The 15293-nt window shown below is 73.2% G+C and carries 9 protein-coding genes and 2 pseudogenes; 2 read left to right on the plus strand and 9 right to left on the minus strand.

Annotated elements, in window-relative coordinates; all coding sequences use genetic code 11:
* Positions 1-168: 168 nt before the first annotated feature.
* On the minus strand, positions 169-1464 hold the full coding sequence (locus tag IG94_RS0124940) for a hypothetical protein (protein WP_031041331.1): 1296 nt from the start codon (positions 1462-1464) through the stop codon (positions 169-171).
* Between the two features lie 176 nt (positions 1465-1640).
* Entirely contained in the window at positions 1641-2444 is an 804-nt protein-coding gene (locus IG94_RS0124945; RefSeq protein WP_031041334.1) for a class II aldolase/adducin family protein, read from the minus strand.
* Between the two features lie 191 nt (positions 2445-2635).
* Here IG94_RS0124945 and IG94_RS0124950 point away from each other — a divergent pair, with 191 nt between their 5' ends.
* Positions 2636-3136 (plus strand): pyridoxamine 5'-phosphate oxidase family protein, encoded by a 501-nt coding sequence (locus IG94_RS0124950; RefSeq protein ID WP_052410843.1) that lies wholly within the window; start codon positions 2636-2638, stop codon positions 3134-3136.
* Positions 3137-3333: 197 nt separating this feature from the next.
* Here IG94_RS0124950 and guaA read toward each other — a convergent pair.
* Positions 3334-4719 (minus strand): annotated as a pseudogene (gene guaA, locus IG94_RS0124955) (glutamine-hydrolyzing GMP synthase); the annotation flags it as partial.
* A gap of 341 nt (positions 4720-5060) precedes the next feature.
* Here guaA and IG94_RS0124960 point away from each other — a divergent pair.
* Positions 5061-5381 carry a chorismate mutase gene (locus IG94_RS0124960; protein ID WP_031041342.1) on the plus strand — a complete coding sequence of 107 codons (321 nt, stop codon included), beginning with the start codon at positions 5061-5063 and terminating at the stop codon, positions 5379-5381.
* Positions 5382-5767: 386 nt separating this feature from the next.
* Here the strand turns inward: IG94_RS0124960 and IG94_RS0124965 are convergent, their stop codons facing one another.
* From IG94_RS0124965 to IG94_RS0124990, 6 genes and pseudogenes are all read right to left on the minus strand, one after another.
* Positions 5768-7585, minus strand: coding sequence for a GMC oxidoreductase (locus tag IG94_RS0124965; protein WP_031041345.1), 1818 nt, complete (start codon positions 7583-7585; stop codon positions 5768-5770).
* An 80-nt stretch (positions 7586-7665) separates the two neighbouring features.
* Positions 7666-9279, minus strand: a complete 1614-nt coding sequence (locus IG94_RS0124970; RefSeq protein ID WP_031041349.1) for a succinic semialdehyde dehydrogenase — start codon at positions 9277-9279, stop codon at positions 7666-7668.
* A 221-nt stretch (positions 9280-9500) separates the two neighbouring features.
* Positions 9501-10199, minus strand: a pseudogene (locus tag IG94_RS0124975) (serine/threonine-protein kinase); the annotation flags it as partial.
* Between the two features lie 13 nt (positions 10200-10212).
* Positions 10213-12036, minus strand: coding sequence for a serine/threonine-protein kinase (locus IG94_RS0124980; RefSeq protein WP_043484467.1), 1824 nt, complete (start codon positions 12034-12036; stop codon positions 10213-10215).
* 81 nt (positions 12037-12117) lie between these two features.
* A complete protein-coding gene (locus tag IG94_RS0124985; protein WP_052410850.1) occupies positions 12118-13212 on the minus strand; it encodes a serine/threonine-protein kinase in 1095 nt (364 codons plus the stop codon).
* A gap of 154 nt (positions 13213-13366) precedes the next feature.
* Positions 13367-15247, minus strand: coding sequence for a serine/threonine-protein kinase (locus IG94_RS0124990; RefSeq protein WP_031041361.1), 1881 nt, complete (start codon positions 15245-15247; stop codon positions 13367-13369).
* Positions 15248-15293: the final 46 nt, after the last annotated feature.

Here is a 15293-nt window from a genome sequence, read left to right on the forward strand (position 1 = left end):
CCCCGCCAGACCATACGTACGACAAGGGCACCCGGCTCAACCCTCTGCCCACCGGTTTCTTGCTGTCGGTTTCGACAGGTCCCGGCCGGGCGGCGCGCGAGGTGTCGGGCCGTCACATCGACTCAGTCCGTCACACGGACTCAGTCCGCCGCATCGACTCGGGCAGGCTCAGTCCGTCACGTCGATCGCGTAGCGGTTGGTCTCCACGCCCGCGCCGGTGACCACCTGGACGTCCACCCGGCCCGGCTCCACGTCGGCCGGTACGGGGACCGTGAGGAGGTCGTCCGCGGGGTTGCTGAAGCCGCCGGCCACCGGGACCAGGGGGACGTGGACGTTGACCGCGCCGATGCGGACGACCATGCGGGACAGCCGGTCCGCCCGCTGCGCGCCGGGCGGCACGAAGCCGGCGCCGCGGATCTCGATGTCGTCGCCGGTACGGATCGGCGCGTCCAGGTCACCGGCCTCCCGTGCCCGGACCACGGAGAGGACGACCGGCCGGCCGCCCTCCGCGTACTTGCCGGCCAGGTAGGTCGCCGCCGAGACCAGCACCACGACCGCGAGCCCCCACGGCAGGTCGGGGAGCTGTTCCGGACGCCGGGCCAGGCGCACCGCCGCGAAGACCAGGGCGACGGCGCTGATCACGACGTACTGGATGTCGGCGAAGGTGCCGCGTCCCGCGTCGTCCGTGAGGAGGTCGGAGGCCCGCGGCCGGTCCGCCCGGACCTTCTGCAGCCGCTGCCCCAGCACCCGCAGGCCGACCACGCGCCGGACCAGGACCGCGATCCCGCAGACCACGGCGAGCACGGTCACCGCGCCGGTGCCGCGGCCGAGTTCGAGGCCAGAGATCAGCGCGTCCCGCCGGTCGTGGCCCGAGGCGACGGCCAGTTGGCCGGCCAGCACGAGCACCGCGTAGGCGATGAAGAGGACCCAGGCAACCGCCACCGCCCGGGAGGTGGACAGCCGGTTGTCCTCCCCGATGACCGGCGCCAGCGCCCCGCCCCGGGTCCGGTGGAACCAGGACGCCGCCGTCAGCGCACCGGCCACGACCAGCGCCGCCGCGAGCCCCGCGGTGCGCGCCGCCGACCAGCCCGCGCCGATCGCGGTGAGCGCCTGCCCGAGCAGCAGCAGGACGACAGCCGCCCACACCGCGGCCGCCGTGCGCCGGCCCAGGCCCGCGAGCCACGCCTCGCCCTCGGCGCGACCGCGTTCGGCGACGAGTTCGGCGGACTGGGTCAGTTCCTCGGAGACCCACTGCCGGGAGGCGGAGGCCGAGTGGGCGACCGCGGCCGGCAGCCCCTGCCCGGCGGCGAACTCGTCCCGGCGCCGCAGGAACGCGGCGACCGCCCGGCGGTGCCCCTGCCGGGCGCCGTGGGGACAGTCCCCGCAGGTGCAGCCGCCCCCGTGGGCCGTCTCGTACGCGCCCTTGTCCGAGCCGCTCCCGCGTCTCGCCTCCTGCACCGCCACTCCCGACGCCCGCCTTCCGCTCCCACGCTGCCAAGTCCCTTGCGACGACGACGAATTGTGCCGTACGCCGACCCTCCCACGCCCGGCGCCCCCGGTTGTCTCTGCTCAGCGCGGGTGAAGCGTGGATCGCCGTGTTGACGCGGCGCGGAACGTCGGCCGAGACGTCGGCCGAGTCGTCAGCCGAAGAGGTCCGGCTCGGCGCGGCTGATCTGCCGCCACAACGGCTGGTAGTTGATCCACGCCACCAGGTCGCCGCCGAGCTGCTCCCGCGTCGCCACGGCCTGCCGGTGGCCGATCAGCACCGGCCGGCCCGCCGCCCTCGCGGTCAGCTGCACCTGGCAGGACCGTTCCAGCGACAGGAACCACCAGGCCGCCGCGTCCACCGAGTCGCCGACCGTCAGCAGCCCGTGGTTGCGCAGCACGAGCGCCTTGCCGGAGCCGAGCACCCGTGCGATGCGCCGCCCCTCCTCGGCGTCGACGGTGACGCCCGAGTAGGAGTCGTACAGGGCGTGGTCCTCGTAGAAGGCGCAGCTCTCCTGTGTGATCGGGTCGAGCAGGTCGCCGAGGGCGGCGAGCGCGCGCCCGTGCACCGAGTGGCAGTGGGCGACGGCGACCACGTCCGGGCGCAGGGCGTGGACCTGGGAGTGCATGGTGAAGGCGGCCTGGTTCACGTGGTGGCCGCCCTCCACCACCTGGCCGTCGGAGTTGGCCAGCACCAGGTCGCTCACCGTGATGTGCGCGAAGGGCATGCCGAAGGGGTTGACCCAGAAGCAGTCGCTGTACTCGGGATCGCGGGCCGTGATGTGCCCGGAGACCCCGTCCTCGAAGCCGTACCGCCCGAAGACGCGCAGCGCGCCCGCGAGCCGTTCCTTGCGGTGCCGGCGTTCGTCCTCGACCGAGTCGTGCATCGGCGGCATCGCGAACCGCAGCCGGTCGGTGGGCAGCGGCGGGGGCGGAGTGGCCCCGGGCGTCCCGTGCATGTGTCCTCTGTCCTGCCTTGGTCCTGCCCAGCGCTGCGGGCCCGGCGCGGAATCCGCTCTCGGGGATCCGGCACCGCTCCCGGCACTGGATGTGCCTCACGGGCCGGAAGGTACCCCCGGGGCCGCCGGGAGGACAGGTCCCGGCCCGATACTCGACAGAGGGTGTCGGTATTCGGGGTCACACTCGCCGTATGACCTCAGGCGCCCCTGTGAACCGGACCGGTGTGAACTGGGCGGGCTTCGCCGCCGCCGAACCCGCCCTGGCCGGCACCGTCGAAGCGCGCTTCGGCGCGTACACGCACCACGTCCTGGCCACGCTCCGCAAGGACGGCTCGCCCCGCACCACGGGTCTGGAGGTGCGTTTCCTGGGCGGCGAGCTGTGGCTCGGCATGATGCCGGGCTCGCTGAAGGCGCTGGACCTGCGCCGCGATCCGCGCTTCGCGCTGCAGGCGAACCCCGGGGCGGGCACCGGCCTCGGCGGCGGGGACGTGCGGGTCGCCGGGCGGGCGGTCGAGGTCGAGGACCCGGAGACCAGGGCCGGGTACGCCAAAGAGGTGGAACCGCCGGAGCCGTTCCACCTCTTCCGTACCGAGCTGACGGAGGTCGTGCGGACCCGCGTCGAGGACGACACGTACCTCGTCGTCGAACTCTGGCAGCCCGGAAAGCCCTTGCGCACCCTCAAGCGCGCCTAGAGTCTGTCGTCACATTCCCGTCGTCCGCCCGAAGGGCGGGCCTGGCGGCGTCAGGTGCGTGCTCTGGGGGTCCCCCCGGCCGGAGGCTGGGGGAGTGCTGGGCGTCGACCGGCGTACTGGTTGTACGTGGTCGGCGCCCGGTGCGGCGAGTGGGGGCACCTCCCACGCCCTTAAGGCAGTGGGGGAGCGTGCATGGCGCCCTGGACGCCGACGGAGCGGACGTCGGCGAGCAGCACCACCGGGCACTGCCAGATCTCACGGTCGAGGCCGGCCGCGGTCAGCTCCTCGCGGGCGATGGCGTCGGCCTCGCGGAGCAGGTCGAGCCGCTCCTCGGTGACCTCGCCGACGATGCGGATGCCGAGTCCGGGGCCGGGGAACGGCTGGCGCTGGACGATCTCGTCCGGCAGGCCCAGTTCCTGGCCGACCATCCGGACCTCGTCCTTGAACAGCTTGCGCAGCGGCTCGACCAGCTCGAACTCGATGTCGTCGGGGAGGCCGCCCACGTTGTGGTGGGACTTGATGTTCGCCGTGCCGGTGCCGCCGCCGGACTCGACGACGTCCGGGTAGAGCGTGCCCTGCACCAGGAAGGCGACCTCGGGGCCCTCCTCCTGCATGATCTCCAGCTGGGCCTGCTCGAAGACGCGGATGAACTCGCGTCCGATGATCTTCCGCTTCTCCTCGGGGTCGGACACCCCGGCCAGCGCGCCCAGGAACCGCTCACTGGCGTCCACGACCTTCAGCTGCACGCCGGTCGCGGCCACGAAGTCCTTCTCGACCTGCTCCGTCTCGCCCTTGCGCATCAGACCGTGGTCGACGTAGACGCAGGTCAGCTGGGAGCCGATGGCCTTCTGGACGAGGGCCGCGGCGACCGCGGAGTCCACGCCGCCGGACAGGCCGCAGATGGCGCGCCGGTCGCCGACCTGCTCGCGGATGGTCGCGACCTGCTCGTCGATGACATTGCCCATGGTCCAGTCCGGGGTGAGGCCCGCGCCCCGGTACAGAAAGTGCTCCAGCACCTGCTGCCCGTGCGTGGAGTGCATGACCTCGGGGTGGTACTGGACGCCGTAGAGCTTCTTCTCGTCGTTCTCGAAGGCGGCGACCGGGACGACGTCCGTGGAGCCGGTGACGGTGAAGCCCTCCGGGGCGGCGGAGCAGGCGTCGCCGTGCGACATCCACACGGCCTGCTCGGCCGGGGTGCCCTCGAAGAGGGTGGAGGACGGCTTGGAGACCGCGAGGTCGGTGCGGCCGTACTCACGGGCTCCGGAGTTGTCGACGGTGCCGCCGAGGGTCTGCGCCATCAGCTGGAAGCCGTAGCACATGCCGAAGACGGGGACGCCGGCCTCGAAGAGCGCGCGGTCGACGGTCGGGGCGCCCGGCTCGTACACCGACGAGGGGCCGCCGGAGAGGACGATGGCCGCCGGGTTCTTGGCGAGGATCTCCTCGACCGGCATGGAGCTCGGCACGATCTCGCTGTAGACCCGCGCCTCGCGGACACGACGGGCGATGAGCTGGGCGTACTGCGCGCCGAAGTCGACGACCAGGACGGTGTCGGGGGCGGCGGCAGCGGGAGTCGCTGATGACACGGGGTGCCTTCCGGCGGTCGGGCGGGGGTCTGGTGTTCCCGATTCTACCGAGGCGCGCACGTGCCCCGTCCCTGGCCGGAACCCGCTCGCCCCCTCCCCGGATCTCACCATGCGAACCGGCTTGGTCGCGGAACGTCCGCGGGGCATACTGGCCCCATGCTCAAGCACCAGGCTTCCCTGTTTATCTATGGCAACCGGCCCACCGGCTGCCATGGTCGTGCTGCTTGAGCAACTGACAAGCGACTTCCCAGGCGCCCCGGGCCGACAAGGCCCGGGGCGCCTGGCGTTTCTCCGGAACCTGTCGCAGTCCGGGGCACCGCCGACCAGCGAGGACCCCCGACATGACCGTCACCACGCCCACGACCCCCGCCACGCCCGCCGCCACCACCGCGGACAAGACGGGCGCCCGCACCCCCGAGGCCGCCGACGTGATCACCGGCGCCCGGGACCGCATCGACGCCCTGGACGACCGGATCATCGGGCTGATCCAGGAACGGATGGCCGTCTCCGCCGTCATCCAGGAGACGAGGATCACCTCCGGCGGCCGGCGCGTGAACCTCTCCCGCGAGATGGAGGTCCTCGACCACTACCGGCAGGCGCTGGGCAAGCCCGGCACCGCGCTGGCGATGACGATGCTGGAGCTGTGCCGGGGACGGGTCTGAGACTCGTATCTGAGTTCGGCGCCTTCTCACCCGTACGGAGCGTGACCGGCACGCGCGCGGCTTCGTTGGTCCCGGTGTCCGTGTCAGCCAGGGGCGGGCCCGAAAGAACCACGCGTGGCTCGCTGGAGCGATGAGACGTGCGGAATCGTGCCGCACGTCGTGGGACCTCGCTCCAGGAAGTGACCGGACGGCAGGGGACAGCAGCCCGGTCACCCAAGGAACGGCCGGCTCCGGGGACGCCCGGAGCCGGCCGACGGAACACGTCCCCACGTTCCCGTCCGGGCCGCAGTGTCCCCCGGCCCCACCCCGTGACGATTCACCCTCACGATTCACCGACACCGACACAGCCCGCGACACCGTCCGCGACACGGTCCGCCCGCGGCCCGCTACCGCTTCGGCGGCACCGTGGGCACGCCGAGGAAGGGCAGCCGGAGGGCGCCGAAGGCCTCCTCCGGGACCGCCGGGGAGTTGGGCCCGACGGGCGCCAGGCGCTCGTACGCGTCTCCCTGGGCGGGGCGCGGGTCGCTCTCGCCCTTGTTCGGCCAGTACGACATCGCCCGCTCGGCCTGCGCCGTGATCGTCAGGGACGGGTTGACGCCCAGGTTGGCCGAGACGGCGGCGCCGTCCACGACCGAGATGCCGGGGTGGCCGAAGAGGCGGTGGTACGGGTCGATGACGCCGGTCTCGCGGGTGGCGCCGATGGGACAGCCGCCGAGGAAGTGGGCGGTGAGCGGCATGCCCGTCAGCTCGCCCACGTTGGAACCGGCGAAGCCGTTGATCTCGGCGGCGAGCGCGGAGGCGCCCTCGGTCGCGGCCTTGATCTGCTTGGGGTTGGGCGAACCGTGGCCCTGGCGGGCGGTGAGCAGGCCCTTGCCGATGCCCGCCGGTTTCAGGTGCGTGGTCAGGGAGTTGTCGAGGGACTGCATGACGAGGCCGATGATGGTCCGCTCGGACCACTTGCGGTTGGACAGCGAACGCAGGACCAGCAGCGGGTGCTTGGCCGCGTTGGCCAGGAAGCCCGCGACGCGGGAGGCGCCCGAGCCCTTCTCGCCGGCGTACGGGACCTGGAGGATCGAGAGGCCGCCCATCGAGTTGGAGCCCTTGCCGTAGCGCACCGGTTCGATGTGGGTGCTGGCGTCCGGGTGGATGGAGGACGTGATGGCGACGCCGCGCGTGAAGTCGGCGCGCCGTTCTCCCGTGGCCCTGCGGTAGCGGCGGTCGTCGGTCTGGGCCCCGACCAGTGCCTCGGAGTTGGTGCGGGTCAGCCCGCCGAGCCGGTCGGACAGGTACGGGAGCTGGCCGCCCGCCTTCATGCGGTGCAGCAGGGTCTGGGTGCCGTAGGTGCCGGCGGCGAGCACGACGCGGCGGGCGGTGAAGGTGCGGCCCGCGTCCTTCTTCCTGCGGTCGGTGCGGAGCGTGGCGATCGCGAACCCGCCGCGCGAGTCCTCCGTGACGGAGACGGCCGTCGTCATGGGGTGGACGACCGCGCCGGCCTTCTCCGCGAGGTAGAGGTAGTTCTCGTTGAGGGTGTTCTTCGCGCCGTGCCGGCAGCCGGTCATGCACTCGCCGCACTCGTTGCAGGCCTTGCGCTCGGGCCCCGCGCCGCCGAAGTAGGGGTCGGGCACCCGCTCGCCGGGCTTCGCCCGTGCCGTGCCGTCGGCGTCCTCGCCGTCGCCGAAGAAGACGCCGACCGGCGCCATGTGGAAGGTGTCGCCGCAGCCCATCCGCTCGGCGGCGGCCTTCAGGTGCACGTCGGAGGGGGTCATCGTCGGGTTGATGCGGACCCCGAGCATGCGCCGGGCCTGGTCGTAGTACGGCGTCAGCTCCCCCTGCCAGTCGGTGATGTCCCGCCACTGGGGGTCGTCGAAGAATGGTTTCGGCGGAACGTAGAGGGTGTTGGCGTAGTTCAGGGAGCCGCCGCCGACGCCCGCACCCGCCAGGACCATGACGTTGCCGAGCAGATGGATGCGCTGGATGCCGAACATGCCGAGCTTGGGCGCCCAGAGGTAGTTCTTCAGGTCCCAGGAGTTCTTGGGCAGCGACTCCCTGGTGAAGCGGCGGCCGGCCTCCAGGACACCGACGCGGTAGCCCTTCTCGGTGAGGCGGAGCGCGGAGACCGAGCCGCCGAATCCGGAACCGACTATGAGGACGTCGTAGTCGTACCCGCTCTCGTCCCGGGTCTGGACAGTCTTCTCCTGCGACACGTGCTCTCCTCGTCGAGAACGGATGGGAACGGATGGTGGGGGCGGGCAGGAACGGGCGCGGGCGGGAGCGAGGGGGGGGACTAGCGGAAGCGGAACGCCTTCATCGCGCGCAGGCTGCGGCTCATGAACGCCGCGTACTTCTCGTCGTCCATCCCCAGCGACGGTGCCATCGGCAGCAGCCGCTGCTGGGCGACCGTCTGGGCCTCGGTGTACTTGAGGATGCCCTCGGAACCGTGCCGGCGGCCCAGGCCGGAGTCCTTCATGCCGCCCATCGGGGACTGGACGCTGCCGTAGGCGGAGGCGTAGCCCTCGTTGATGTTGACGGTGCCGGTGCGCAGCCGGGCGGCGACGTCGCGGCCGCGCCGGGCGTCCTTCGTCCAGACCGCGGAGTTCAGGCCGTACGGGGTGGAGTTGGCGTGCTCGACCGCCTCGTCCTCGGTCGTGAAGCGGTAGACGGAGACGACCGGGCCGAAGGTCTCCTCGTCGCACACCGTCATGGGGGACGTGACGCCGTCGAGGATGGTCGGCTCGTAGAAGTACGGGCCGATGTCGGGGCGGGCGACACCGCCGGCGACGAGCCTCGCGCCCCGCTCCACGGCGTCCGCGACGTGCCGTTTCACCGTCTCCAGCTGCCGCTCGCCCGCCAGCGAGCCCATGTCGGCGCCGTAGGAGAGGGAGGTGCCGAGACGCATCGCCCTGGTGCGGGCGGCGAAGCGCTCCAGGAAGGCGTCGGCGACGGACTCGTGGACGTAGAGCCGCTCGATGGAGATGCAGAGCTGGCCGGCCGACGAGAAGCAGGCGCGGACGGCACCCGCCGCGGCCTTCTCGATGTCGGCGTCCTCCAGGACCAGCATGGCGTTCTTGCCGCCCAGTTCGAGGGAGACGCCGACCAGGCGGGCGGCTGCCCCCCGGGCGACCTCGCGGCCGGTGCGGGTGGAGCCGGTGAAGGAGACGTAGTCGGCGTGCTTGACGACCTCGGGGCCGACGACCGGGCCGTCACCGAGGACGACCTGGAAGGCCTCGGCGGGCAGGCCGGCCTCGATGAGCAGGTCCCTGGCCCACAGCGCGGTCAGGCACGTCTCGGTGTCGGGCTTCATGACGACGGCGTTGCCCGCGACGAAGGCCGGGATCGCGTCCCCGACGGACAGCTCCAACGGGTAGTTCCAGGGGGCGATCTGGCCGACGACGCCGCGCGGGTGGCGCAGTTCGGTCACCTTCGTGAGGGTCGGCACGGCGCCGGTGTGCCGCCTGGGCCGCAGGTAGGCGGGCCCCTTGCGGCCGTAGTGCCGGGCGGCGACGGCGACGGCCTGGACCTCCTCGTGGGCGTGCAGACGGGCCTTGCCGGTCTCCAGCTGGATGAGATCGAGGACCTCGGCCTGGCGGGCCAGGACCAGGTCGTGGAAGCGCAGCAGAACGGCGGCGCGCTGCCGTACCGGCGTCCGGGCCCACACGGCCTGGGCGGCACGGGCCCGCTCGAAGGCGCCGGCCACGTCCTCGGGCGTGGACTCGGGCAGGTCGGCCAGCTTCTCGCCGGTGAGCGGGGTGTGGTTGGCCGTGCGGCCGGACCCGGCGACGCCCTTGGTGAGCTGGGCGACCAGCTCGGGCGTGACCACGTCGGCAGCGGTGCGGGCGCCCTCCGGGGCGGGGGCGAGGGGGTTGGTGCCGGTCAGTTCCGGGGCCTGCGCGTCCGTCATGTGCCGCAGGGTATGACGCGGGGCGGGCTTTGTGTACCCGTCGGTAACGGGGATTCACGGTGATTCACCGAGTGCTCACACGGCGCCAGTGATCGCTGGCAACAAACCAGCTGATCAGGGCGTTACGCGGGAGGGCCGAACCTGATCGCTTCTTTTCGGCCCGGTTCGCGATTCGGTTCCCAGTCCGGTTCCTGATCCGGTGCGGCCCGGAGGTCGCGGACCACCGACTCCAGTTGCCGGGCGACCTCCTCGGCGTCCGGCCGGGACGAGCCGGGCCCGGTCGGCAGGCGTTCGGCGAGCGCGCCGAGCGGCCCGGACGGCGGCGGGTCTCCGGCGGCGGTGCGCAGCAGGTCGCCCAGGGACCGCAGGTCGGCCGCGGGCCCGGAACCGCGTACGGGCTCCCCGCCGGCCAGGTGGGCGGTGCCGAAGCCGGTGAGGACGACGCGGCCGTGCCGTCCGAGCAGCACGTTGGCGGGCCGGACCGCACGGTGCACGATGCCGACGGCGTGCGCGGCCCTGAGGGCGCCGAGTACGGCGAGGCCGATCCGGGCGGCCTCCGGCGGTGCGACCGGGCCGCGCAGGAGCACGTCGCGCAGGGACTCGCCCGGGACCCACTCCGTGACGATCCAGGGCAGTCCGTCGAGACCGGCCTCCTCCACGACCACGTCGTGGATGCGGACGGCGGCGGGATGGTCGACGCGGGCGGCGGCCCGCGCTTCGCGGTAGAGGCGGTGGGCCGCCCGCCGGTAGGACTCTTCCTCCGGGTCGCCGGGCAACCGGGGCCGGCGGACGGCGACCTCGCGGTCGTCCTCGCGGACCGCCGCCTCGTCGAGGGCCCGCCAGACGGTGCCCGACGCGCCGGAACCGGCACGCCTCAGTAACCGGTACCGCTCACCCAGCAGTCGGCCTTCGAGCCCCATCAGCCACGTCCCATCAGAGCTTGTCGACCTCCCAGTTGGCGATCACCGTCCGGGCGATCTCCCGGCCCTCGTCCGCGAAGTGGCCCTCGCGGGGGTAGTCGATCGACACCTTGTACATGTCGCCGTTGCCGGCACGGTAGTAGAGGATGTGGAACTCGCGCTTGCGAGGGTGCTCCGCGTCCGTGGTCGTGTAGGCGATGGTGTTCTCGGCGGCCTTCTCGCCCTTGTACTCGGTCTCGCCCGGCTCCCCCTGGGGGGCGGGCTTGTCGGCGAAGTCCCAGGAGTACTCGCCGTCCTTGAGCATGTCCCAGTCCGCCCAGGCGTTGGCTCCCGCGGTGTCCGGGATCTCGCCCGCCTTGTCGTCGGCCTTGACGTCCCGGTCCACGAGGACGGTGATCATGCCGCTGGGGTCGGAGAACGTCTCGTAGGTGCCGTCCCACTCCTCGTCCTCCGCGTGCTCCTCCTTCACGAACTCCGCGGGCACGCCGACACTCATCCCGGCCTTGGCGCCGAGCTCCCGCTGCTTCCACCCCTCCGGCAGCGGGCCCGCGAAGGGGTCGGCGACCACGAGGTACGACGCCACCGCCGCCGCGACGGCCGCCGCGCCGAGGGTGATCCAGACGTTGCGCCCCAGCCGGACGCCCCAGCGCGAGCCGGTGCCCGTGCCCGTGCCGGACGGCCCTCCCGGCGCCTCCGGACCGCCGAACGGCACCACCCGGGTGGGCGGCGGCGCGGGCGGGTTGGCGGCGGCGTCGAGCAGCGTGCGGACCCGGGCGGCGTCCGGGCGGCGCGCCGGGTCCTTGTCCAGCAGGCCCGTGATTGCCTCGGCCAGCGGTCCCCGCGCGGAGGCAGGCGGCGCGGGCACGGCGTTGAGCACCGACTGGAGCGTGGCGGGCGTGTTGCTGCGGCGGAAGGGCGAGACCCCCTCCGTCGCCGCGTACAGGACCACGCCCAGCGACCACAGGTCGCTCGCCGGTCCCGGGCGCTGGCCCAGCACCCGTTCCGGGGCGATGTACTCGGGCGAGCCCACGAAGCCGCCGGTGTCGGTCAGATTCGTCTCGCCCTCGATCTGTGCGATGCCGAAGTCGGTGAGGACGACCCGGCCGTGCCGTCCGAGCAGTACGTTGTCCGGCTTCACGTCGCGGTGCAGGATGCCGTCCTCGTGGGCGGCCTCCAGCGCGCCGAGCACCTCCAGACCGATCCGGGCCGCCTCGCGCGCGCCCATGGTGCCCTCCTGGAGGGCGTCGCCCAGGGAACGCCCCCGCACCAGCTCCATCACGATCCACGGCCGGCCGTCCACGACCGCCACGTCGTGCACGTCGACCACGGCGGGGTGGTCGAGCCGGGCCGCGGCGCGCGCCTCGCGGCGCATCCGCTCGTAGGCGTTGTCCCGTTCCCGTTCGGGAAGATGGTCGGGAACGCGGGGCTCCTTGACGGCCACCTCGCGGTCCACGGTCTCGTCCTTCGCCCGCCACACCGTGCCCATGCCGCCGTGTCCGAGCCGGCCGAGCAGCCGGTACCGACCGGCGACGAGGCGCCCGGCGCCCGCATCCGCGGCGCCTCCCGCGGGGCCGCCGGAGGCCGCCCCCACCGCAGGAGACGCGGCCGCCGCCGGAGCGGACGACGACAGCCCGGACGGCTCGGCCGAGGGCGACGCGGACGGCTCGGGCGACGGCGACGCGGGCGGCTCGGGCGACGATGCTCGCGGCGGTACGACCTCGGTGGGTGCCGCGTACGGGTTGCCGGGATGCGGCACCGCGACCGGCTGGTTCGGTGGCTGCAGGCCATAACTCGTCGGCTCGTCCGCCCCTGCGCGGGGCCCCCCGTTGCTGCTCATGGGTCCATCCATACCGCGTCGGGCTCGGCCGTTTCCACCGCCGGTGTCCGGCGGTCACAGACCCGTGACGCGGGTTGCCGCTTATCTCCCGTTTACGCCGGATGGGGTGGACCCGGCGGGCGCCGACGGTGAGGAGGACGGTGCGAGCGTCGCGGTGGTCGGGGTCGCGGGCGCCGAGGTCGTCGGCGTACCGCTCCCGTCGTCGTCGCCGTCCGCCAGCAGGGCGGCCACCGAGATGCCGGCGCCGGCCGCGAGGACGAGCAGCACCGCCGTCAGCACGCTCCGCCTCACCCGCAGGGGCCCGCCGTCTCCGGCCTCCCACGGGGTCGCGGGCGTGCGGCCCGTGCTGAGGAAGGCGCGCAGCATCAGGTCGGCCGACGCGGCGTCCAGCCGCCGCCCGGGGTCCCGTTCGAGCAGGCCCCGTACGACCGGCAGGAGCGGTCCGGCCTGTTCGGGCGGGCGGATCTCGTCGGTGACCACGGCGTGCAGGACGCCGCCCAGCGAGTCGCGGTGGAAGGGGCTCGCGCCGCTGAGCACCGCGCACAGCAGCACCCCCAGCGACCACAGGTCGGACTCGGGGCCGGTTCCGGCACCGGACATCCGTTCCGGCGCGGTGTACTCGGGGGAACCGACGAAGCTGCCGCTCTCGGTGAGCGTGGTGGCGCCCGCGACCTGGGCGACGCCGAAGTCGGTGAGGACGACCCGGCCGTCGTCGGCGATGAGCACGTTGGACGGTTTGACGTCCCGGTGCAGGATGCCGGCCGCGTGCGCGGTGCGCAGGGCGTCGAGCAGGGCGACGCCGATCCGGGCGGCCTCCCCGTGGCCGACCGGACCGTGGGTGACGACCCGGTCGGCGAGCGAGCCGCCGTTGACGAACTCCATGACCATGTACGCGCGTTCGTCGTCCTCGACGACGTCGTGCACGACGATGACGTGCGGATGGCGCAGCTGCGCGACCGCGCGGGCCTCGCGCAGGGTGCGCTCACGGCGCCGCCGGGCCTCGGCCGCGGAGAGGGTCTCGTCGAGGGGCAGCGCCTTCACTGCCACTTCGCGGGCGAGCAGTCGGTCGGTGGCCCGCCACACGATGCCCATGCCGCCGCGTCCGAGCCGTTCGTGGAGCCGGTACCGGCCCGCGATGACACGCCCGCCCGCCCCCTCGGTCACCATGCGTCCCATCATGCCCCACCGGACGCACCGGCTCCGGGTCGCCGTCACACGGGTGGCCGACAACCGACGGGTGTGCGAGCGCCGTCGCGGCACCGCCGGGCCGTCGTACGGTGGCCGGGCTCCGGCCCGTACGGCGGGAGGGCCCCGGCCCCTGCGGCGGGAGTCAGCCGCTCTTCTCCTGCCAGCTCTGGAGCACCGCTTTGAACTTCTTCTCCGTGGCCGGCCAGTCGTCCGCGGGCCCCGACAGATAGAGGGCGTACTCGACGCCGTCCCGGGACATGTACGTCTCCTCGACGGCGTGGCGCGGGCCGGGGAAGGACGTGTCCTTCGCCAACGCGGTCCACGTGTACTCCCACCGGGCGCTCTTGTGATCGCGGTAGGTGGTGTGTTCCAGGGTGACGCGCCGGTAGTCGACCAGCCGCTGGAGCTGTACCTCCAGGTCGAGCTGGTGGGCATAGGGGTCGTTGAAGTCGGGATCGGTGTCGACGGAGATGCGTACGAAATGGTTGCCGCCGTCGGGGGTGTAGTCGATCTGCCGGAGTTCTTCCTTTTCGTCGAGCGAATCGTCCCGCTTCCAGTCCTTGGGCAGGTAGAGGCTGAAACCCACCGGGTCGTCGCGGCGTACCCAGTCGGCCGGGACGGAGCCGCCGGGGCCCTTGCCGTCGGCGGACGGGTTGGGGAGGGGGGAGGTCGAGCGGCCGGGGAAGGGACCGGCCTCGGAGTCGTCCGCCCCGTTCTGCCGCTGCAGCAGTACGGCGGTGCCCGCGCCGATGAGGGCGGCCACGGCGACGACCAGGGCGAGGGTGCGCAGGCGGCCGCGTCGGGTACGCCGAGGAGGGAGAGCGCCCGACACGGGCGGTGTGTGACCGGCGGTGAAGTGGCCCGGCGGTACGTGGCCCCCGGAAGTGGCCCCCGCGACGGCGGATCCCGAGCCCGGGTACCCGGATCCCGTGTACCCCGCCCCCGCGTACCCGCCGGCCGCGGCGCCGACCGCCGTGGGACCGGTGGCCGTCGGACCGGTGGCCGACGAGCCCGCGCCGGGCGGACCGGTGACCGGCGGGTAGGGCGTCCCGGTGTCCATGCCCGGCGGATACGGCGTACCCGTCTCCGCACCCGACCGATACGGCGTCCCCGTGTCCGCACCCGACGGGTCCCGGTGGAGGGCGTCGCCGTGCTGCGGCGGGCCCGTGTACTGGGTGGTCGGCACGTACGCCTGGGCCGCGTCCGGGCGCCGTCCCTCAGCCGCCTGGGCGAGCAGGTGCTCCGCCTCGGTCGCGTCGGGCCGCGCCTGGGGGTCCTTGCACAGCAGGGCGCTGATGACGGGCGCCAGCGGACCGGCGTACCGGGGCTCGCCCGCGTCCTCCTCGACGACCGCCTGCATGGTGGTGAGCGGCGAGGTGCGCCGGAACGGCGACCTGCCCTCCACCGCCGTGTACAGCGTCGCGCCGAGGGCCCACAGGTCGGAGGCGGGGCCTGGGTCGTGGCCGCGCACCCGCTCGGGCGCGAGATAGTCGACGGAGCCGACGACCTCGCCGGTCCGGGTGATGGTGGAGTCGCCCTCGATCTGCGCGATGCCGAAGTCGGTGAGCAGGACCCGGCCGTCGTCGCCGAGCAGCACGTTGCCCGGCTTGACGTCCCGGTGCAGGACACCGGCGGTGTGCGCGGCGCGCAGGGCACGCAGCACCCACAGGCCGATACGGGCCGCCTCCCGCGGTTCGACCCGCTCCTCCTCCTTGACGGCGTCGGCCAGCGAGCGGCCCTCGACCAGCTCCATCACGATCCACGGCCGGCCGTCGTGCTCGAGTACGTCGTGCACGGTGACGACGGCCGAGTGGTTGATCCGCGCCGCGGCGCGCGCCTCGCCCCGGGTGCGCGCCAGCAGGATGGCCTGGTCGCTCTCGGAGACGTAGAGCGCGGCGGTCAACTCCTTGATGGCGACGACCCGGTGCAGCACCTCGTCGTGGGCGCGCCACACCCGGCCCATGCCACCGCTGCCGATGGTGTCCTCGAGCCGGTAACGGTCTGCGACGAGCCGGCCCTGCATCTGATTCACGTTGCCCCGCAATGGTCTTGTCAGGGTCAGACTAGGG

This window comes from Streptomyces olivaceus (genome assembly GCF_000721235.1).
Taxonomy (GTDB): Bacteria; Actinomycetota; Actinomycetes; order Streptomycetales; family Streptomycetaceae; genus Streptomyces; species Streptomyces olivaceus.

Coding starts and splice junctions, on each gene's coding strand:
- IG94_RS0124990 (WP_031041361.1), bottom strand. CDS start 15,247: ATGCAGGGCCGGCTCGTCGCAGACCGTTACCGGCTCGAGGACACCATC.
- IG94_RS0124950 (WP_052410843.1), top strand. CDS start 2,636: ATGACCTCAGGCGCCCCTGTGAACCGGACCGGTGTGAACTGGGCGGGC.
- IG94_RS0124980 (WP_043484467.1), bottom strand. CDS start 12,036: ATGAGCAGCAACGGGGGGCCCCGCGCAGGGGCGGACGAGCCGACGAGT.
- IG94_RS0124985 (WP_052410850.1), bottom strand. CDS start 13,212: ATGGGACGCATGGTGACCGAGGGGGCGGGCGGGCGTGTCATCGCGGGC.
- IG94_RS0124970 (WP_031041349.1), bottom strand. CDS start 9,279: ATGACGGACGCGCAGGCCCCGGAACTGACCGGCACCAACCCCCTCGCC.
- IG94_RS0124945 (WP_031041334.1), bottom strand. CDS start 2,444: ATGCACGGGACGCCCGGGGCCACTCCGCCCCCGCCGCTGCCCACCGAC.
- IG94_RS0124960 (WP_031041342.1), top strand. CDS start 5,061: ATGACCGTCACCACGCCCACGACCCCCGCCACGCCCGCCGCCACCACC.